The sequence below is a fragment of the Rhizobium sp. CSW-27 genome (assembly GCF_018760785.1).
GTDB lineage: Bacteria > Pseudomonadota > Alphaproteobacteria > Rhizobiales > Rhizobiaceae > Neorhizobium.
The window spans coordinates 14,000-32,825 of record NZ_JAHHZO010000011.1 but is presented as its reverse complement, the minus strand read 5'-3'; the positions used below and the strand labels follow the sequence as shown (position 1 = coordinate 32,825).

At 63.2% G+C, this 18,826-nt stretch carries 16 protein-coding genes; 7 read left to right on the top strand and 9 right to left on the bottom strand.

Going from position 1 to position 18,826, the window contains the following annotated elements; translation table 11 throughout:
- Positions 1 to 18: 18 nt before the first annotated feature.
- On the top strand, positions 19 to 1,059 hold the full coding sequence (locus tag KLP42_RS19375; protein ID WP_215568603.1) for a proline racemase family protein: 1,041 nt from the start codon (positions 19 to 21) through the stop codon (positions 1,057 to 1,059).
- A 4-nt stretch (positions 1,060 to 1,063) separates the two neighbouring features.
- Here KLP42_RS19375 and KLP42_RS19370 read toward each other — a convergent pair whose 3' ends face one another.
- Entirely contained in the window at positions 1,064 to 1,969 is a 906-nt protein-coding gene (locus KLP42_RS19370; protein ID WP_215568602.1) for a tetratricopeptide repeat protein, read from the bottom strand.
- 240 nt (positions 1,970 to 2,209) lie between these two features.
- Between KLP42_RS19370 and pyrC the strand changes: the two genes are divergently transcribed.
- The 4 genes from pyrC (at position 2,210) to KLP42_RS19350 (ending at position 6,342) form a co-directional block, all read left to right on the top strand.
- A complete protein-coding gene (pyrC, locus tag KLP42_RS19365) occupies positions 2,210 to 3,247 on the top strand; it encodes a dihydroorotase (protein WP_215568601.1) in 1,038 nt (345 codons plus the stop codon).
- A gap of 104 nt (positions 3,248 to 3,351) precedes the next feature.
- On the top strand, positions 3,352 to 4,524 hold the full coding sequence (locus KLP42_RS19360; protein ID WP_215568600.1) for a GGDEF domain-containing protein: 1,173 nt from the start codon (positions 3,352 to 3,354) through the stop codon (positions 4,522 to 4,524).
- Between the two features lie 127 nt (positions 4,525 to 4,651).
- Positions 4,652 to 5,350, top strand: coding sequence for an orotate phosphoribosyltransferase (locus KLP42_RS19355; protein ID WP_215568599.1), 699 nt, complete (start codon positions 4,652 to 4,654; stop codon positions 5,348 to 5,350).
- Positions 5,351 to 5,415: 65 nt separating this feature from the next.
- Positions 5,416 to 6,342 (top strand): carbohydrate kinase family protein, encoded by a 927-nt coding sequence (locus KLP42_RS19350; RefSeq protein ID WP_215568598.1) that lies wholly within the window; start codon positions 5,416 to 5,418, stop codon positions 6,340 to 6,342.
- A 51-nt stretch (positions 6,343 to 6,393) separates the two neighbouring features.
- Here KLP42_RS19350 and KLP42_RS19345 read toward each other — a convergent pair whose 3' ends face one another.
- Together KLP42_RS19345 and KLP42_RS19340 are read right to left on the bottom strand one after the other, a co-directional pair.
- Complete coding sequence (locus KLP42_RS19345) at positions 6,394 to 6,798, bottom strand: PIN domain-containing protein (protein ID WP_215568597.1); 405 nt, start codon at positions 6,796 to 6,798, stop codon at positions 6,394 to 6,396.
- Complete coding sequence (locus tag KLP42_RS19340) at positions 6,788 to 7,018, bottom strand: AbrB/MazE/SpoVT family DNA-binding domain-containing protein (protein WP_215568596.1); 231 nt, start codon at positions 7,016 to 7,018, stop codon at positions 6,788 to 6,790. Before KLP42_RS19340 ends, KLP42_RS19345 begins: the two co-directional genes overlap by 11 nt.
- Positions 7,019 to 7,323: 305 nt before the next feature.
- Between KLP42_RS19340 and KLP42_RS19335 the strand changes: the two genes are divergently transcribed.
- The gene (locus KLP42_RS19335) at positions 7,324 to 8,673 is read left to right on the top strand and encodes a dicarboxylate/amino acid:cation symporter (RefSeq protein ID WP_215568595.1); all 1,350 of its coding nucleotides are present in this window, start codon (positions 7,324 to 7,326) and stop codon (positions 8,671 to 8,673) included.
- 77 nt (positions 8,674 to 8,750) lie between these two features.
- Here the strand turns inward: KLP42_RS19335 and KLP42_RS19330 are convergent, their stop codons facing one another.
- The 6 genes from KLP42_RS19330 to KLP42_RS19305 form a co-directional block, all read right to left on the bottom strand.
- Complete coding sequence (locus KLP42_RS19330; protein WP_215568594.1) at positions 8,751 to 10,052, bottom strand: ABC transporter ATP-binding protein; 1,302 nt, start codon at positions 10,050 to 10,052, stop codon at positions 8,751 to 8,753.
- A 57-nt stretch (positions 10,053 to 10,109) separates the two neighbouring features.
- A complete protein-coding gene (locus KLP42_RS19325) occupies positions 10,110 to 11,843 on the bottom strand; it encodes an ABC transporter permease (protein WP_215568593.1) in 1,734 nt (577 codons plus the stop codon).
- Positions 11,844 to 12,483: 640 nt separating this feature from the next.
- Positions 12,484 to 13,332 carry a class I SAM-dependent methyltransferase gene (locus KLP42_RS19320; protein ID WP_215568592.1) on the bottom strand — a complete coding sequence of 283 codons (849 nt, stop codon included), beginning with the start codon at positions 13,330 to 13,332 and terminating at the stop codon, positions 12,484 to 12,486.
- 9 nt (positions 13,333 to 13,341) lie between these two features.
- Positions 13,342 to 14,958: a glucose-6-phosphate isomerase gene (pgi, locus tag KLP42_RS19315; protein WP_215568591.1), complete on the bottom strand. Its 1,617-nt coding sequence runs from the start codon at positions 14,956 to 14,958 to the stop codon at positions 13,342 to 13,344.
- Positions 14,959 to 15,046: 88 nt separating this feature from the next.
- Positions 15,047 to 16,243, bottom strand: coding sequence for an alpha/beta hydrolase (locus tag KLP42_RS19310; protein WP_215568739.1), 1,197 nt, complete (start codon positions 16,241 to 16,243; stop codon positions 15,047 to 15,049).
- A 177-nt stretch (positions 16,244 to 16,420) separates the two neighbouring features.
- Positions 16,421 to 18,124: a long-chain fatty acid--CoA ligase gene (locus tag KLP42_RS19305; RefSeq protein ID WP_215568590.1), complete on the bottom strand. Its 1,704-nt coding sequence runs from the start codon at positions 18,122 to 18,124 to the stop codon at positions 16,421 to 16,423.
- Positions 18,125 to 18,416: 292 nt separating this feature from the next.
- Here KLP42_RS19305 and KLP42_RS19300 point away from each other — a divergent pair, with 292 nt between their 5' ends.
- Complete coding sequence (locus tag KLP42_RS19300) at positions 18,417 to 18,809, top strand: PRC-barrel domain-containing protein (protein WP_215568589.1); 393 nt, start codon at positions 18,417 to 18,419, stop codon at positions 18,807 to 18,809.
- Positions 18,810 to 18,826 lie beyond the last annotated feature (17 nt).

The following is an 18,826-nucleotide window of genomic DNA, read 5'->3' as shown; positions in this document are numbered from 1 at the left end:
GGCAGGGAAGGAAAAGTCATGCGCTGGAAACGGACGATGCAGTTGCTGGACGTGCATGCCGAGGGGGAAATCGGCAAGGTGGCGATTGGCGGCGTACCGAAGATCCCCGGCGCCTCGACCGCGGAACGCCTTGCCTGGCTGAACAGCGATCCGAAGGGGCAGGACCTGCGCCGCTTCCTGTGCCTCGAACCGCGCGGCAATCCGATCGGCTCCGTCAATCTTCTCCTGCCGCCGACCCATCCGGAGGCCGATGCGGCCTTCGTCATCCTGCAGCCGGATCAGGCGCATGCAAGCTCAGGATCAAACTCCATCTGCGTGACGACGGCACTCCTCGAATCCGGCATGGTGGAGATGCGCGAGCCGGAGACCATCGTGACGCTGGAGACGGCGGCGGGTCTGGTGAAGGCACGCGCGACCTGCCGTGAGGGCCGCTGCGAGCGGGTGGAACTCACCATGGTGCCCTCCTTCGTCGAGCAGCTCGACGTGGTGCTGGACACACGCTGGGGCAGCCTGACCCTCGATCTCGCCTATGGTGGTGTGTTCTATGCGCTTGTCGACGTTCGTCAGATTGGGCTTACCATCGAGAAGCACAATGCAGCCGCTCTCGTGGCGGCTGGCATGGAGCTGAAGGCGCAGGTGAATGCCGCCTATCCGGTGGTGCATCCCACCATTCCGGCCGTCTCCGGTGTGGCCTATGTCATGTTCCGCGATGTCGATCCGGACGGCGCTGTACGCACCTGCACCACCATGTGGCCGGGCCGGGCCGACCGCTCGCCCTGCGGAACCGGCAATTCCGCCAATCTCGCCACGCTGTTTGCGCGTGGCAAGGTGAAGGAAGGCGATGTCTTCACCTCGCGCTCCATCATCGGTTCGGAATTCCGGGTAGGTTTGTCAGGGCTTACCGAGATCGCCGGGCGCGCGGCGGTGATCCCGACCATCAGCGGGCGCGGCTTCACCTTCGGCCAGCAGACGGTGGCGCTCGATCCCTTCGATCCGCTGGGCTCCGGTTTTGCCATGACCGATGTCTGGGGGCCGTCGGCCGGCGAGATTCCCGGCTGAGCGATCAGATCTCGATCAGGCCGGAAGGCAGCTGGATGTCATCCGGCTGCAGCACCAGCATGTCGAGGCCGCCGCTGGTGGCCACTTCCGGTGCCGGATGTTCGTCCGGCAGCCTGACGCCTGCCTGCTGCATTTCCTGCAGCTTCAGCGCGCCGAAGGTGTCGCCTTCGGCTGCAGCCTGCGCGTAGAGTTCGGCGGCGGCTTCCCGGTTGGGGCGGATGCCTTCGCCTGCCTCATACATCAGGCCGAGATTGATCATGGCATCGGCATTGCCGCGCTTGGCGGCGAGATCGTACCAGGCAATGGCCATCTGGTTATCCTCGGCGACCAGTTCGCCCTCGTCATACATCGCGCCGATGTTGAAGGCGGCCGTGCTGTCGCCGGCGAGTGCTGCCGTCTCGAACCAGTGCATGGCCTGTGCGCCGTCGCGCCCGGTACCGATGCCGTCGCGATAGGCGACGCCGAGATTGTAGGAGGCCAGCACATTGCCGGCGAGTGCTGCCTGGCGATACATCTCGAATTCCCGATCGCTGTCGCCGATGCGGCCGAGCAGCATGCCCAGATTGACCTTGGCGGCGGCGTAATCGGCCTTCGCGGCGGTTTCATAGGCCGCCATGGCCTGGTCCGCCGCATCGGTGCGGTTCAGGGCGCGGCCAAGCTGGAAGGCGAAGCGGGGATTGCCGCTTGCTTCGAAGGCAAGCGTGCAGGCGCTGACGGCGTCCGGAGCAATGTCCTCCAGGCCGACCGGCGCATAGGCGAGGTTGCGGTTCTGGTCGTAAGGGCTGCCGGCCATTCGATCGCAGGCCTCCTGCATGGTGTTGGCCACGACATGCTTTGCCCGTTCGCGCGCATCCGGCGCCACGGTGAGAACCCCCAGCACGAGCGCGGTGCCGGCGCAGAGGCGAGACATGCTGCTGATCCTGGAAGCGCGGCTTTTCATTGTTGTCTCCGGTCCTGATCTTAATGATTGCTTAACGAACGCGGCATTGCCCAACCGGTTCCGCAGGGGCGCGACGTTCACGACGAGATGATCGGGCAAACCATGCGGCGCGGCGGCAGAGCCGGCGAAAAAGAGAGGCCTGCTCGGTTGTCGATCTTTGCCCTGCGGTGCTATGGCGTAACCCAACAACGAAACATCGGAACAGCGCCCATGAAGACCCTCAGCCTCCGCCGCCCGGATGACTGGCACCTGCACCTGCGCGACGGCGCGGTGCTGCAGGCCGTGATCGGCGATACCAGCCGGCACTTCGGTCGTGCCATCATCATGCCGAACCTCGTGCCGCCGGTGGTGACGACCGATGATGCCCGTGCCTATCGCGACCGGATCCTTGCAGCCGTTCCGCAGGGCGACCGTTTCGAGCCGCTGATGACGCTCTACCTCACGGAACATACCGATCCGGACGATGTGGAAGAGGGCAGGAAGAGCGGCCTCATTGCCGCCGTGAAGCTCTATCCGGCCGGAGCCACCACCAATTCGCATGGCGGCGTGCGCGATCTCGACAAGGCCATGCCGGTGCTGGAGCGCATGGCGAAGATCGGCCTGCCGCTCTGCGTGCATGGCGAGGTGACGACCCCAGAGGTGGATATCTTCGACCGCGAGGCCGTGTTCATCGAGGAGAAGCTCGAGGTGATCCGCCGCCGCTTGCCGGAGCTGAAGGTGACCATGGAGCATGTGACCACCAAGGACGGGGTGGATTACATCCTGGCCGCCGACCGCAATCTCGCCGGCACCATCACCACCCATCACCTGATCATCAACCGCAACGCCATTCTCGTCGGGGGCATCCGGCCGCATTACTACTGCCTGCCGGTCGCCAAGCGCGAGCATCACCGCCAGGCGCTGCGCAAGGCCGCAACCTCCGGCGATCCGCGCTTCTTCCTCGGCACGGATTCCGCTCCGCATGTGGACCCGCTGAAGGAATGCGCCTGCGGTTGCGCCGGCATCTATACATCGATCAACACCATGAGCTGCCTTGCCCACGTATTCGAAGAAGAGAATGCGCTGGAGAGACTGGAAGCCTTTGCCTCCCTGAACGGCCCGGCCTGGTACGGACTGGCCGCCAGTGAGGAGATCATGGTGCTGGAGCGGCAGGCGGAGCCCGTTTCCTATCCGGCCAAGCGCGACACGGATGCCGGTCCGATCACCGTATTTGACCCGATGTTCCCGCTTTTCTGGCAGGTTCGCTAGCCGAATTTACGGCTTGACGGCAAGCTCCCGGAACCGAAGAGTGGAAGAAGTCTTTACACTTCGTCTATAAGAGGTGTTGGCTGGGACGTTAGGTCTGGGCGGGCATGATGCTTGATTATAGGACGCTGGTCATATCGCTGGGCGTATCGGCGCTTTGTCTGCTGCTGACCCTGTTCGGCACATGGTTCGCCAGGCGTGGTGACGGTTTCCTGCTGACCTGGGTGGTCGGCATGGGCTTTCTGGTGCCCGGCATCTTCGCCTACAGCTATTATACCGAAAGCCCCTCCGCCGGGGTGGGGGCGCTCTGTTTCGCGCTGGTGCTGATCGGCTTTGCCATCATCTACAGCGCCGCCTACCAGTTTCGCACCGGTCAGTCGCCGGTGTCGCATGCGATGTGGGCTGCCGCTCCCTCTTTGCTGCTGACCGTGCCGTTGATGCTGACGACCTATGACGGAATTGGCTTTATCGCCCTCAACATCTTTTCCGCGCTCATGCTGTTCGGCACGGCCGGTGAATATTACAAGGCGCGGCGGGAATCGCCCGGCGCGCTGACCGGCATGGGGCTTCTCTACGGACTGACCGGCGTGTCCTTCGTGCTCTGTGCCCTCGTTCTTGCCGTCAACGGCCAGTGGGTGATCGGCCATGCACCGACCAACTGGGCCGAAGACCTCAATACCGGGCTCAGCATTGCCGGCATGACGGGTGTGGGCGCGCTGTCGCTGATGGTGCATCAGGGGCGCATTACCGCGCGTCATCGCCGCGAAGCGATGACCGATGCGCTGACCGGCCTCTACAATCGCCGCGCCCTGTTCGAGCGGCACGAGCGCGACACCTTTTCGCATGAAATGGCGGTGATCGTCTTCGATATCGATCGCTTCAAGGCCGTGAACGACCAGTATGGCCACGCGGCAGGAGACCGGGTGATCTGCGCGCTGGCCGACGAGCTGAAGGATGCGGTCGGTGTCAGCACCGCGGCCCGGCTGGGCGGCGAGGAATTTGCCGCCGTCTTGATGACGGCGGCGCCCGGCTATGCCGAATGGCTTGCCGAGCGTATCCGCCGCAATTTTGCCGAGCGTGACATGCAGGCGGCGGGCCTTTCCTTCCGGGTCACCGTCAGCGCCGGCATCGCCTACGGCCTGCCGGCGGGCCGCAATTTCGACGGCATACTGAGCATCGCCGACAGCGCCCTCTACGAGGCCAAGCGCAATGGCCGCAACCGCATCCTGGTGGCCGGTCCCGAAGCGCCGGCCACGGTGGCCACGCGCACCACCGCCTGAGCGCACGTCCATGGCGGCGCCCCCCCGCGAAAAATGCAGCCTCAGCCCGGTCATTCCGTCTCGTCCTTCTGGTCTCGCGCAGATGTTGCTGCTATTGCCGCAGGCAGACGACTGGAAGGAGACGCGCATGGTCACTCTGACTTATCCCGAACGCCCCGTGATGGCGGAACTGATGGCACGGATGCTGTGGGAAATCGGCGCGGTGCACTTCCGGCCGCAAGAGCCCTACAAGCTTGCCTCCGGCATGGCGAGCCCGGTCTATATCGATTGCCGCAAGCTCCTCTCCTTCCCGCGCATCCGCTCCGCCCTCATGGATTTTGCCGCCTCGGTCGTGACACGTGAGGCCGGCTTCGAAAAATTCGATTGCGTGGCCGGCGGCGAGACGGCGGGCATTCCCTTTGCAGCGCTGCTGGCAGATCGTCTGGCCCTGCCGATGATCTATGTGCGCAAGAAGCCGAAGGGCCATGGCCGCGCCGCCCAGATCGAGGGCCACATGCCGGAAGGCTCGCGCGTTCTGGTGATCGAGGACCTGACGACGGTGGGCGGCAGCATGTTCACCTTCATCGATGCGGTGCGCGCCGCCGGCGGCGTCGTCGATCACGCCATCGCACTCTTCTACTATGGCTTTTTCCCGGAAGCCGAAGCGCGCTTCGCCAATGGCAAGGTCAAGCTGCATTACATCGCCACCTGGCGCGAGGTTCTGGCGGTCGCCAAGGCGGACAAGCTGTTCGACGAGGCAACGCTTGCGGAAGTCGAGAGTTTTCTCGATGCGCCACTCGCCTGGTCTGCCCGTCATGGCGGCGTCAGCGAATTGCCGGCCAGCTGAGGCTGGCCTTTTTCATCAGGCTGATTTAATCGATTGAACACCGGCTCGGCTTTTGGAGGACGACAATGATCTTGTGCTGTGGAGAGGCCCTCATCGACATGCTGCCGCGTGAAACCACGCGCGGGGAAAACGGCTTTGCGCCCTATGCCGGCGGTGCCATCTTCAACACGGCGATCGCGCTCGGCCGCCTCGGCCAGCCGACCGGCTTCTTCACCGGCCTCTCCGACGACATGATGGGCGACATTCTGCGCCAGACGTTGAAAGAGAGCCATGTCGACTACCGCTTCTGCGCCACCTCCTCGCGGCCCACAACGATCGCCTTCGTCAAGCTGGTCAACGGCCAGGCGAGCTATGCCTTCTATGACGAGGGCACGGCCGGTCGCATGCTGTCGCGCGAGGATCTTCCGGAGCTTGGGCCGGAAATCGAGGCCATGCATTTCGGTGCGATCAGCCTCATTCCCGAACCCTGCGGCGAAACCTACGAGACGCTGATGGCGCGCGAATATCGAAGCCGCGTCATTTCCTTCGATCCGAACATCCGCCCGGGCTTCATCAAGGACCGCGAAAAGCATCACGGCCGCGTCGCCCGCATGGCCGCCATGTCCGACATCATCAAGTTCTCGGACGAGGACCTGGAATGGTTCGGTATGGACGGCGACCATGACACGCTGGCGAAATACTGGCTGGGGCAGGGGGCAAAGCTCGTCGTCATCACCCGCGGCGCCGAAGGCGCTGTCGGCTACACGGCCGGCTTCAAGGCCGTGGTGCCTGCCGAGCGCGTCACCGTGGTGGATACGGTCGGCGCCGGCGACACGTTTGATGCGGGCATTCTCGCCTCGCTGAAGCGTCAGAACCTGCTGACCAAGCAGAAGGTTGCAGACCTTTCCGAACAGGCGGTCAAGGATGCGCTTGCGCTGGGTGCAAAGGCGGCTGCCGTCACCGTCTCGCGCGCCGGCGCCAATCCGCCGTTTGCGCACGAGATCGGGCTCTGAGGAAGTCGGGGAGAAAGGAGGCGGTCTCGCCTTGCCTCTCCCCGCTGCGTTTCATGATTGACCGAAGGGATTGACGATGCGCAGGCGATCATCAATGACGAGGCCATCGCGTATGTCTTCGGATACCAAGGTGTCGCAGTCAGCGATAAGGGCTGCTGCGACGACCATCGCATCATAGATGGACAGCCCGTAACGCTCGGACACGGCCAAGCCCTTCGCGTGGGTCGCCGCCGTCACCGGCTCGACTGTCAGCAATGCCTGGATCATGTCGAGAAACAGACGCGTGTCGGACCATGACATCTGCATCTTCCGGCGAAGGACATTGGCGATTTCGTTGAGGATCTGAACGCTGATCGTGCCGCCTTGGGCAACTATGGCCTCTGCCAGATCGGCTTTCCGCGCATCGCCGGAGGCTAGATAAAGCAGCACGTTCGTATCGACGAACCTACCGCCCATTTGCCTCATCCCGGTCGAACTTGAAATCGGGGGGCAATCGACCGCGGAAGGACCGTAGACGCTCAAGAAGATCTTGGGGAGTGGGCTTGCGCGCAACATCGAGCTCGCGCCAGTCGGCGGCGCGAAGTTCGACATGATCACCTTCCTTCAGGTTAAGCGCTTCGACCACGCTTGCTGGAAGGCGAACCGCAAGGCTGTTGCCCCATTTTGCGATCTGCATGGCGCTCTCCGACGATATACGTACAGGATAAAGTATATCATACCTGCTTCTCCATCAACCATCGGCCGTGTTTCGCAGTCCGGCATTCTCGTTTCGCTGGATTGCCAAGGATTGCATCATGCCGTGGCGGTGTCTGCTCCGGCATTTCTGTATTTGCCGACCCGGCGCCGCAATAAATTTCCTCTCCCCGTGCCTGTGGTGGAATGGTTGCCGTTGATAATTCGGGCAGGAAGCCCATAATTTCATCAGTCTCAAGAGAGCGCGATCCGTCGCCTTCCTCTCGCCCTTCCTAAGGACACATCATCATGTCTTCCTCTCCCGCCAGGGCTGAAAAGCCCGTTTTCGCTTCGTTCGGTTTCCAGGTTCTGGCCGCCATGGTGATCGGCCTCGTGCTCGGTTACGTCGCCCGCCAGATCGGGCCGACCGGTGCAGGACCGAACTGGCTCGTCCAGACGTTGTCGACCGTCGGCTCGATCTTCGTGCAGTTGCTGCGCGCGCTGGTGCCGCTTTTGATCTTCACCGCGATCGTCGCCAGCATCGCCAATCTGCGCGAACTCAACAATGCCGCCCGCCTCGTCTGGCAGACGCTGCTCTGGTTCGCCATCACGGCGCTGATTGCGGTTTCGATCGGCATCACGCTCGGCCTTCTCATCCAGCCGGGCCTCAACACCGGCCTTGCCGAGACGGCAGCCGCAGCCCCGTCCAGCACCGGCTCCTGGCTCGATTTCCTGAAGGGTCTCGTGCCGGTCAACCTGCTCGGCCTGCAGGCCTCGACGAAGGTGACGGCAACCGGCGCAACCACCGCCCTGAACTTCAACGTGTTGCAGATCCTGGTGGTCTCCATCGCGGTCGGTATTGCCGCGCTGCAGGTGGGCGAGAAGGCGGAACCCTTCCTCGCCTTCAACCGCTCGCTGCTTGCCATCACCCGCAAGATCCTCTGGTGGGTCATCCGCCTGACGCCGATCGGCACCATCGGACTGCTCGGCAATGCGGTTGCCGTTTATGGCTGGGAAGCGCTTGCTTCGCTCGGCTGGTTCTCCGGCGCGATCTATATCGGCCTCGCCATCGTGCTTTTCGTCGTCTACCCGCTGCTGCTTCTGGCACACGGGTTGAATCCGGCCCGCTTCTTCGCCTCCGCATGGCCGGCCATCCAGCTTGCCTTCGTCTCGCGCTCCTCGATCGGCACGCTGCCGGTGACCGAGCAGGTGACGGAGCGCAATCTCGGCGTGCCGCGCGAATATGCCGCCTTTGCCGTGCCGCTCGGTGCCACCACCAAGATGGATGGCTGTGCTGCCATCTATCCGGCGATCTCGGCGATTTTCGTCGCGCAGTTCTACGGCGTGCCGCTCGGTATCCAGGAATATTTCCTGATCGTCTTCGTCTCTGTCATCGGTTCGGCGGCAACGGCGGGTCTGACGGGTGCCACCGTGATGCTGACGCTCACGCTCTCCACCCTCGGCCTGCCGCTTCAGGGCGTCGGCCTGCTGCTCGCCGTCGATCCGATCCTCGACATGGGCCGCACCGCCGTCAACGTCGCCGGCCAGGCACTCGTGCCGACGCTGGTCGCCAAGCGCCAGGGGATACTCGACCAGACGGCCTATGACCGTCAGGAAGGCATCGACGCGCTCGATCCGGTGGCCGCGCCGGCCGAGTGACGTTGCAGCCTCTTCGGCTCAACGAGGCAACAGGCATTTATAGGAAAGGGGCCGGTCCGGCCCCTTTCCTTTGGTCTCTATTCCAGGCTGAACATTTCGGCATGCTCGTCATAGGCGAACAGCTCGGCATAGCGTCCCCAGGAAATGACGGTCTTCAGCGTGTCCTCCGCATAGTTTTCCGACATATGGTCCTCAAGCTCGGTCAGGAAGCGCGCTGCCGGCGCCGTGTGGGACGGGCGTTCCTCCAGGACGCGGCGCATAAGGGCCACCAGCGGCACATAGGCCATGAGATGGCTGGCAAACAGCTGCTTGCGGCTTTCCGTGTCCAGATCGGCAAAGCGCCGTCCCTCGTCCGTCAGCACCACATCGCCTTCGCTCAACTGGGCAAAGCGCAGCAATTGCAGGGCTTCGGCCAGATGGAACAATTCGTCCGCCTCCAGCTGCAGGACCCCCGCCAGCACCGGCAAGTCGGCGCGGCCGTGATAGGGCTCGCGCGCCAGAGCCTCCAGCAGACCGGCCATGACATTGGTAGAAACCGGCTCCAGGATCATGCCGACCCCCGTGCCCGGAATACCTTCGACACTCGGCACTCTCGGTTCCGGGCGCTCGGTCATGCGGGCATAAATGCTGTCGACGAGCTGGCGGAACATGGGATCGAGACGGTTGCGCGGATGTGGCAGGTCCACCTTGATTTCCGAGGCCACGCGGCCCGGATTGGAGGAAAACACCAGGATGCGGTCGCACATCAGCACCGCTTCCTCGATGTTGTGGGTGACGATCAACACGGATTTGATCGGCAGCCGACCTTCCATCCACAGGTCGATCATGTCGGTGCGCAGCGTTTCCGCCGTCAGAACGTCGAGCGCGGAAAAGGGCTCGTCCATCAGCATCAGGTCCGGATGGACGACAAGCGCGCGGGCAAAGCCGACACGCTGGCGCATGCCGCCGGAAAGCTCCTTCGGATAGGCGCTTTCGAAACCGCCGAGGCCGATCAGGTCGATGGCCGCTTCAGCCCGCTTGCGGCGCTCCCCGCGCTCTACGCCCTGGGCTTCGAGGCCCAGTTCCACATTTTGCAGAACCGTCAGCCAGGGAAAGAGGGCGAAGGACTGGAATACCATGGCAACGCCCTGCGGCGGCCCGTCAATGGCTTCGCCCCGGCACAACGCCCTGCCGGAAGAGGGCGCGATCAAACCTGCGATAATGCGCAGCAGCGTGGACTTGCCGGAGCCTGAGCGGCCGAGCAGGCCGACGATCTCGCCTTCGCGAATGGTGAGATCGACATTTTCCAGCACCATCACATCATGGCCGCTGCCCTTGGGAAAGGACCGGCAGGCCTGTTGAATGTCGATGAGCGGAGCCTTGTTGGTGATATCGAGCATGGAATGACCCTCCGGTCAGAAATAAAGCGGCAAATGGATGGACGTGCCGGTCGGCGGTTACAGTCTCAGGCGTCTTTCGCCGAGCGTGTAGAGAGGTCGCCAGACCAGCCGGTTGAAGAGCGTGACGAAGGCGCACATGACGATGATGCCGAGCACGACGCGCTGGAAATCGCCCTTCGTGGTCGCATCGGCGATGTAGGAGCCGAGGCCGGGGGTGGAGAGCTGCTCATTGCCCCAACTGGCCACTTCGGCCACGATGCTGGCATTCCACGAGCCGCCGGACGCCGTAATCGCGCCGGTGACGTAGTAGGGAAAAATGCCGGGCAGGATGACCTTCGCCCACCAGCGCCAGCCCTTGATGCCGAAGCTGCGGGCAGCTTCCTTCAACTCGCTCGGATAGGCGGATGCGCCTGCGATGACGTTGAAGAGAATGTACCACTGCGTGCCGAGGATCATCAGCGGGCTCAGCCAGATATGCTCGTTGAGATCGTAGCGGACGATGACCACGACGAAGACCGGAAAGGCGAGATTGGCCGGAAAGGCTGCCAGAAACTGCGCCAGCGGCTGTACCTTTTCGGCAATGGCCGGGCGAAGCCCGATCCACACACCGACCGGCACCCAGACGGCCGTCGCAATCGCCATCAGCACCACCACGCGGGCAAGGGTGATGAAGCCGTATAGCACGGCGGTCGTTACATCCCCCCAGCCGATCGTATCCCGCAGATAGCCGATGCTCTGAATGGCCGCATAGAGGCCGGCAGCCAGGATCATCGCCAGCCAGAGCCAGTCGAAAAGCCGCGACTGCACCGCACGGGTGACGGCCTTTTGCGCCTTCGGGCGAAATTCAGGCAGGCGAAGCGACCAGACCTGCCGCCCAAGCCAGGCCAGCGGCGCAGTCAGCATGGCGATGATCCGCGAACGGCGCATCAGGTCCAGCATCCACGAGGTCGGCTGCTCGGTGGAGGCGGTGGTCTCGAAACGGAATTTGTCGGCCCAGGCGACCAGGGGGCGGAACAGCAACTGGTCGTAAAGGATAATCACGGCCAGCATGGCGGTGATGGCATAGCCAATGGCCGCGATGTTCTGCTCCTTGATGGCGAGCGCCACATAGGAACCGACGCCCGGCAGCGTCACCGTCGTATCGCCCACCGTAATGGCTTCGGAGGCCACGACGAAGAACCAGCCGCCGGACATTGACATCATGGCATTCCACACCAGACCCGGCATGGCAAAGGGCACGTCCAGACGCCAGAAGCGCTGCCAGTCGCTCAGGTGAAAACTGGCGCTGGCCTCTTCCAGATCCTTGGGCTGGTTGCGCATCGACTGGTACATGCTGAAGGTCATGTTCCAGGCCTGACTGGTGAAGATGGCAAAGACACTGGCCAGTTCCGCGCCCAGGACCCTGCCTGGAAACAGGTTCATGAAGAAGGTGACGGTAAAGGTCAGGAAGCCGAGGATCGGTACTGATTGGAGAATGTCCAGAACGGGGACCAGCACCATTTCCGCCCGGCGGCTGCGCGCGGCAAGGGTTGCGTAAATGAAGGTGAAGATCAGCGAAAAGACGATGGCCGCCAGCATGCGCAGCATGGTGCGCAGCGCATAAAGCGGCAGGTGAGACGGATCGAGCGACAGGGGGGCGGCATCGAGTGCGGAAAGCGGCTCGTTTGTGGCTTCTGCCCCATAGGCAATGGCCACGATGAGGCCGATCACCAGAAGCAGTGCGACGACATCCCAAAGGGTCGGCAGGACAGAGCGGCGCAGCGCAAGGGGTGCGTGTTTCGGAAAGAGCATGGGAACGCTCCGAAAATCGGAAATGATAAAAAAGGGTGAGGTTCTAGCCCTGGGCCTGGCGTGAACTCAGATCGTCACGTGGCCGCAATACTGGCCCGGACGTAAGGCAAAGGTGGGTTTGTGCGCGGGGACTGCGATCGCGGACGCATCGCCTGCAACGTGGCGGTGGCACGCGCATTGGATGGAAAAACAGGCAATAGTTTCAGATTGAGAGCATGCATTGCGGCTCATCCTTTCCCGGTCACCAAAGACCGGCGGATGAGCGGAAAGCTCAGCCGGTCGCGGGCCGAATGACAGAGGTTCTAGATCGACTGGAACTGTCCATAAGCTTTCATCTGCCGACGGCCGTGGCGGAAACCATTTCCGGAACGATACGCCAGCTCCCTTGTTTGAAAGGCCGTCCGGCTTCATCCGAAAAGCGGCCTTTCGTTGCTGCTCTTGCGCCTGTCTGATGGCTCCGTCAAGCATCCGGAAATGGTGCAGGTGCAAAAAAAGAGAGCAGCGCATTCTTGCGCTGCACACAGTGTCGTGAACGCCCGGCGAGGGAAAAGATGGCGGAGCGAAGCGCGGCGAACCCCGTCAATCTCCGCGGGAAGCGTGGAGCGCAAGGTTGTCATCGCCGCGCCGGCCGAATGAAGCGCTAAACGGCCCTGATGCGTGCATGAACGAGATGCGGGCCGGTGCCGCCGCGGTTTTGCGCATGCTCGGGACCATAATATCGGGCGGCGATATCGCCCGGTCCCAAATCCTCGATGGTGGCGTAACCCATCGCGGTGAGGGCTGCGTGGATCTCGTACGGATCGAGCAGCGTGATCCAGGGCTCGCCCGCCAGAGCCACGCGGTCCGCCATCGCAGCCATCGCCTGCCGCCGTTCCGCCGGATAATTGTCGATCGGCTCCGAATAATCGAAGACGATGCTCGATTGCGGCGCACGCGCCACCTGCCGCAGCAGCGCGAAAACCGTTTCACGCTGCAGGTAGGGCGTGACGCCGAGCCAGATGTAGAAGGCGGGACGATCCGGGAGGAAGCCGCTGTCCTGCAGTCTTTTTGAGAAATCGTCCCGCTCGAAATCGACTGGCACCCACACCAGTTCCACCGGTTCGCGCAATCTTGCCGCAGACAGCCGCGCTCGCTTCCAGTCCTGGGTCGATGGCTGATCCACCTCAAAGACCCTGAGGCCAACTTCGCGATAGGGATTGCGCAGGCCGAAGGTGTCCAGACCGGCACCCAGCACCACCACCTGCCGCAGGCCCTCCGCAACGGCTGCGGCAAGGCAGTCCTCGGCGAAGCGGCTTCGTGCGGCCATGAACAACCGCATGCCGCGCGATGCGGGATCGCGCGCCCGTTGATCCGCTTCCGCCAGTGCATCCGGCTCCAGAATGAGACGAGCGAAGGGGTCGCGGAACACGGTTGCTCCGTCGACCGTCTGGTGCGCGGCACGATAGCCGGCGGCTCCCCGTGCCGTCTTGCTGGGACCGGTGAGGGCCATCGTCCGGTCTCAGCCGATCAGCGCCTTGACCAGCCCTGCGGTCGAGGCATCCTGGCCGTCGGTTCCGGTTTTGCCCTGCACCACCGGCAGAAGGCCGGTCGCCAGTTCCTTGCCCAGCTCCACGCCCCACTGGTCGAAGGAGTTGATGCGGAAGAGCACGCCTTCGACGAAGACGCGGTGCTCGTAGAGCGCGATCAGGCGTCCCAGCGCAAACGGCGTCAGCTGGTCGTAGACGAAGGTCAGCGACGGGCGGTTGCCGGTGAAGACGCGGTGTGGGGCAATGTGATCGGCCTTCTTCTCGTCCATGCCCGATTTCAGAAGCTGTGCCTTGGCTTCCTCCAGCGTGCGGCCCTTCATCAGGGCTGCCGACTGGGCAAGGCAATTGGCGATCAGCAGTTCGTGCTGGTGGCGCAGATGCGGTTCGAAGCCTCTGGCGGCCACCATGAATTCGGCCGGGATGATGCTCGTGCCCTGGTGGATCAGCTGGTAGAAGGCGTGCTGACCATTGGTGCCAGGCTCGCCCCAGACGACCGGGCCCGACTGTCCCTCGACCGGCGTGCCGTCAATGGTGACACCCTTGCCGTTCGATTCCATGTCCAGCTGCTGCAGATAGGCCGGGAAGCGCGACAGGCGCTGGTCATAGGGCAGGATGGCGCGCGAGGGATAGTTCAGCACGTTGCGGTGATAATAGCCGAGAAGGCCGAGCAGCGCCGGCAGGTTCTGGCGCACCGGGGCCTCGCGGAAATGCGTGTCCATGGCATGGGCGCCGGCGAGGAAATCCTCGAAATTCTTTGGGCCGATTGCCAGCATCAGTGGCAGGCCGATGGCCGACCAGATGGAGTAACGGCCACCGACCCAGTCCCAGAAGCCAAAAATCCGTTCGCTGTCGATGCCGAAGGCGGCAACCTTGTCGAGCGCGGTGGATACGGCCGCGAAATGATGCTTCACGGCGCTTTCGCCGAGTGCATCGGCGATGAAGGCGCGGGCGGAGGCTGCATTCGTCATCGTCTCGATCGTGGTGAAGGTCTTGGATGCGACGATGAACAGCGTCGTTTCGGCGTTCAAGAGCTTCAGCGTATCGGCAATATGGGCGCCATCGACATTCGAGACGAAATGCGCGCGCGGGCCGTCATGGAAGGGGGAAAGCGCCAGCGTTGCCATGACCGGGCCGAGATCCGAACCGCCGATGCCGATATTGACGACATCGGTGATCGCCTTGCCGGTGGCGCCCTTCAGCGCGCCGGAGCGGATGCCCTCGGCAAAGGCGCCCATGGCTGAAAGCACCGCATTCACATCCGGCATCACATCCTTGCCGTCCACCAGCACCGGCACATTGGAACGGTTGCGCAGCGCGGTGTGCAGCACGGCGCGGTTTTCCGTAAAGTTGATCGCCTTGCCGGAGAACATTTCTTCGCGCTTTTCCGCGACGCCGCCCTCGACGAACAGGCTTTCGAGCAGGGCCATGATCTCATCGTTCACGGCGCATTTCGAATAGTCCATCAGCAGGTCGTCAAACCGGGCGCTGAATTTGTCGAAACGGCCACTGTCGGCGGCAAAGGCGGCGCGGATATCCGTCGCATGGGTGGCGGCGGCGGTGGATTTCAGCTGTTCGACGATCGCCTGCATGGCACTCCTCAAGGGTCATCAGTGGGTGAGAGGAACCTATTCGCTTTCCGTGTCAAATCAAGCACGGTCAGGGCGCAGACGGTTCGCTCTACTGTCCGACGGCCGTCTGAATGGTGCCGCCGAGCGCCTGGCCGAAGCGATCCACCTGTTCGGTATAGGTGCGCCGCGTGCGCGGATCGAAGACGGCGATGGGGGCGCTGACGGCAACGCTTGCCGCGCTGCCCACCGTCTGGGCCGTGCCGACGGCCAGCGCGCCGATGCTTTCGCCAAGCCCGACCGGCGAATCCGTCACCGTCTGGCCGGCAATCAGCCGGTTGCCGAGCAGGCGCACCACATAGGGGCTTTCGGCGAATTTTCCGTGGTTGAGCGGGTCACCGCCCTGCAAGGCCGTCAGGTCCAGCACCGTGATACCCGCCTTCTCGAATTCGGAGCGGTAGGGCTCGATCCGCGGGTCCACCTGGCCCAGGCGATCCACATTGCCGGAAATGCGGCGCGACAGGTTGAGCGCACGATCATCCTGCGAGACGAACAGGGTGAAATCCGGTCGCGGCCGGCCGATTTCCGCCATCTGCTGGCCGAACACATCGACGTCGAGATCGGGCGAGGCAAGGATGACATTGCGGATCTTGGGGGCAACGCGTCCGTCGCGGATCGCCATCTGCCGCAGCGCCTCCACCGTCAGCCAGGAGCCCATGGAATGCGCCATCACGGTGATTTCCCGCACGCGCCCGTCCCTGGAGAGATCGCGCAACAGTTCCTCCAGCGCATGACGGGAATAGTTTGTGCTTTCCTTGTCGTAATTATAGGCAAAGATGCTGCCGCGCGAGGGCCAGGTGAACAGCACCGGCGCCACATCCGCGCCGCTGTCATGCACGATCTGCGCAAAACGGTAGACGGCATCCTCGTACTGGTTGTTGAAGCCATGCACGAAGACCAGCACGCGGCCGCTGGGCGGCAGGTGGCTCCGCAGCCAGGCCCTTGCCTCGCCACGGTTGAACGGCTCCACCCTGGTCGTGGCGAATTCCGTGGCCGGGTCGGGCGGCAGCCGCCGCGGCCACTGCACCTGGCCGATCTTGCGGCTCCTGTCCGGCGGGATGGACACGGTGATCGCCGTCATCTCCGCCTTCTGGCCGCGCTCGCCCGAATAGAGCATGCCCGGCACCTCGGATTCCTTGCGGGTGGTGGCGACCAGCACATTGACCTTGGAGGTGGCGGGATTGTCGACCGAGATCGGGATCAGCACGCCTTCCGCGCGGCTGGCACAGCTTGAAACGAGCGCCAGCATGACAAGAAGCGCGAGAAACGGAAGGGGAGGGCGATTGGACAAGGCGGACACCGGGGCTGTTGACGGGGCGTCCGGCAGGGCCAGACAATCGCAATCCTTTCTAGGGCGCGCGACCGGATCCGTCCATCCGGCCGCCATCACGTTTCGTGACGTTTGCCCGGCTTCGTCACTTTGGCATCATTTGGGCCGCAACTCACGGCGCAGGATCTTGCCGACAGGCGATTTCGGCAGCTCGGTGCGGAACTCGATATGCTTCGGCCGCTTGTAGTTGGTCAGGTTCTCGGCGCAATGGGCCTTGAGTGCCGCCTCCGTCAGCGCCGGATCCTTCTTCACCACGAAGAGCTTCACCGCCTCGCCGGAATTGTCGTCCGGAATGCCGATCGCCGCGCATTCGAGCACCCCCGGATGCATGGCGGCCACTTCCTCCACTTCGTTCGGATAGACATTGAAGCCGGACACCAGGATCATGTCCTTCTTGCGATCGACGATCTTGATGTAGCCGCGCTGGTCCATGAAGCCCATGTCGCCGGAGCGGAAATAGCCGTCCGCGGTCATGGCCTTCGCGGTCTCGTCCGGCCGGTTCCAGTAGCCGGTCATCACCTGCGGGCCGCGAATGCAGATCTCGCCGACTTCGCCGTGCGTCAGGATCGCGCCGTCCTCGTCGCGGATCGTCACTTCGGTGGAGGAGACGGGCAGGCCGATGGTGCCGGTGAAATCACTCCGGTCCACCCGGTTGGCGGTGGCAACCGGCGAGGTTTCCGACAGGCCGTAGCCCTCGGTGATCGGGCAGCCGGTCATCTCGTACCAGCGCTCGGCCACCGGCCGCTGCACCGCCATGCCGCCGCCGAACACCAGCATCAGCGAGGAATGGTCGAGCTTGCGGAACTGCTCGTTGTTCATCAGGGCGTTGAACAGCGTGTTGAGACCGGGGAAGATGTGGATGCGGTGCTTCTCGATCTCCTTGACCAGCGCCGGCAGATCGCGCGGATTGGCGATCAGCACGTTATGGCTGCCGGTGGCAATCCCCATCAGCGAATTCACCGTCAGCGCAAAGATGTGATAGAGCGGCAGCGCGCACAGGAAGTTCAGGACCTCCGGGCGCTTCTGGCTGAGGAAGGCGCTGTCCAGCCAGTAGCTCATCTGGTCCTTGTTGGAGAGAAGGTTGCGATGCGTCAGCATCGCGCCCTTGGAAACGCCGGTCGTGCCGCCGGTATATTGCAGGAAGGCAAGGTCATCGAGGCCCATCTCCGCCGGCGTCAGCGTGCCGCGCGCGCCGCCGGACAGAACCTTGTTGAAGGAAAGGGCGGCAGGAATGGACCAGGCCGGCACCAGTTTCTTGACACGGCGAACCACGAAATTGACGATATGGCCCTTCAGCCCCAGCATGTCGCCCATGCTGGTGACGACGACATGGCGCACGGAGGTGCGCGCCACCACCTGCTGTACCGTATGGGCGAAATTTTCCAGCACGAAGATCGCCCGGGCGTCGGAATCGTTCAACTGATGCTCCAGTTCGCGCGGCGTATAGAGCGGGTTGACGTTCACCACCACCAGACCGGCACGCAGGATGCCATAGACGGTGACCGGGTTCTGCAGGATGTTCGGCATCATCACCGCCACCCGGTCGCCCTTCGAAAGGCCGATACCCTGCAGCCAGGCAGCGACCCGGCGACTTTCTTCCTCCAGCTCGCGGAAGGTCATCTCGCGGCCCATGCTGGAAAAGGCCACCCGCTCCGCATAGCGCAGGCAGCTTTCCTCGAACAGCTGGCCGAGCGAGCGATGCGCGAGCGGCGGCAGATCTGCCGGAACGGTGGGAGGGTAGGAAGAAAGCCAGATGCGGTCCACCGCCTGGTGGGTCGGGGCATGGGACATGTGGGTCATGGCGGCCTTTTCTCCTCCGTTTGCAAGTCGCATGCCCGGCCTCCACTCCGGACATGCGACCCATTGATAACCGTGCGGGCGATCCTACACCAGTTGTTCCGGAAAGCTAAATAACTTTGACGTAAACGTCAATAATGGCGAATCCACAGCCCAAGCATTCGGCACCGGGTCTGTCGCCAGCGTCTGACGCCATGCTCCGGCAGCCTCCCGTCACCCGGCCGGCCTTGCGCCGGAACAAGGATCGAGGGCTCTGCGTTGGCTTCACATCCGAACAACAGCGAGGAGACACGCCATGTTGCATCAGGAACCGAAGGCCGGACAGGACCCCTATGTGAAGGACAATTATCAGCTGATTGCCAGCGACAAGGTGGAGGGCACCAGCGTCTACGGCGCAGACGGCAAGCGCATCGGCACGATCGAGCGGGTGCTGCTCGAAAAACGCGGCGGCAAGGTGGCCTATGCGGTGCTCAGTTTCGGCGGCTTTCTCGGCATCGGCGACGACTATTATCCGCTGCCCTGGGAAAAGCTGCACTATGACGAACAGCTCGACGGCTACCGGATCGACCTGACCAAGGACCAGATCACCGGCGCGCCCCGCTACCGCAACCTCGACGACGACACTCTTTACCGCAACAACGACCGCACGATCTACGACTACTACGGCGTGCCGCCCTACTGGATGTAAGGCCCCGTCCCCGATCC

Excerpts from the sequence above, each read along its gene's own strand:
- KLP42_RS19375 (WP_215568603.1), top strand. The coding sequence starts at position 19 with ATGCGCTGGAAACGGACGATGCAGTTGCTGGACGTGCATGCCGAGGGG.
- KLP42_RS19370 (WP_215568602.1), bottom strand. The coding sequence starts at position 1,969 with ATGTCTCGCCTCTGCGCCGGCACCGCGCTCGTGCTGGGGGTTCTCACC.
- pyrC (WP_215568601.1), top strand. The coding sequence starts at position 2,210 with ATGAAGACCCTCAGCCTCCGCCGCCCGGATGACTGGCACCTGCACCTG.
- KLP42_RS19360 (WP_215568600.1), top strand. The coding sequence starts at position 3,352 with ATGATGCTTGATTATAGGACGCTGGTCATATCGCTGGGCGTATCGGCG.
- KLP42_RS19355 (WP_215568599.1), top strand. The coding sequence starts at position 4,652 with ATGGTCACTCTGACTTATCCCGAACGCCCCGTGATGGCGGAACTGATG.
- KLP42_RS19350 (WP_215568598.1), top strand. The coding sequence starts at position 5,416 with ATGATCTTGTGCTGTGGAGAGGCCCTCATCGACATGCTGCCGCGTGAA.
- KLP42_RS19345 (WP_215568597.1), bottom strand. The coding sequence starts at position 6,798 with ATGGGCGGTAGGTTCGTCGATACGAACGTGCTGCTTTATCTAGCCTCC.
- KLP42_RS19340 (WP_215568596.1), bottom strand. The coding sequence starts at position 7,018 with ATGCAGATCGCAAAATGGGGCAACAGCCTTGCGGTTCGCCTTCCAGCA.
- KLP42_RS19335 (WP_215568595.1), top strand. The coding sequence starts at position 7,324 with ATGTCTTCCTCTCCCGCCAGGGCTGAAAAGCCCGTTTTCGCTTCGTTC.
- KLP42_RS19330 (WP_215568594.1), bottom strand. The coding sequence starts at position 10,052 with ATGCTCGATATCACCAACAAGGCTCCGCTCATCGACATTCAACAGGCC.
- KLP42_RS19325 (WP_215568593.1), bottom strand. The coding sequence starts at position 11,843 with ATGCTCTTTCCGAAACACGCACCCCTTGCGCTGCGCCGCTCTGTCCTG.
- KLP42_RS19320 (WP_215568592.1), bottom strand. The coding sequence starts at position 13,332 with ATGGCCCTCACCGGTCCCAGCAAGACGGCACGGGGAGCCGCCGGCTAT.
- pgi (WP_215568591.1), bottom strand. The coding sequence starts at position 14,958 with ATGCAGGCGATCGTCGAACAGCTGAAATCCACCGCCGCCGCCACCCAT.
- KLP42_RS19310 (WP_215568739.1), bottom strand. The coding sequence starts at position 16,243 with ATGCTGGCGCTCGTTTCAAGCTGTGCCAGCCGCGCGGAAGGCGTGCTG.
- KLP42_RS19305 (WP_215568590.1), bottom strand. The coding sequence starts at position 18,124 with ATGACCCACATGTCCCATGCCCCGACCCACCAGGCGGTGGACCGCATC.
- KLP42_RS19300 (WP_215568589.1), top strand. The coding sequence starts at position 18,417 with ATGTTGCATCAGGAACCGAAGGCCGGACAGGACCCCTATGTGAAGGAC.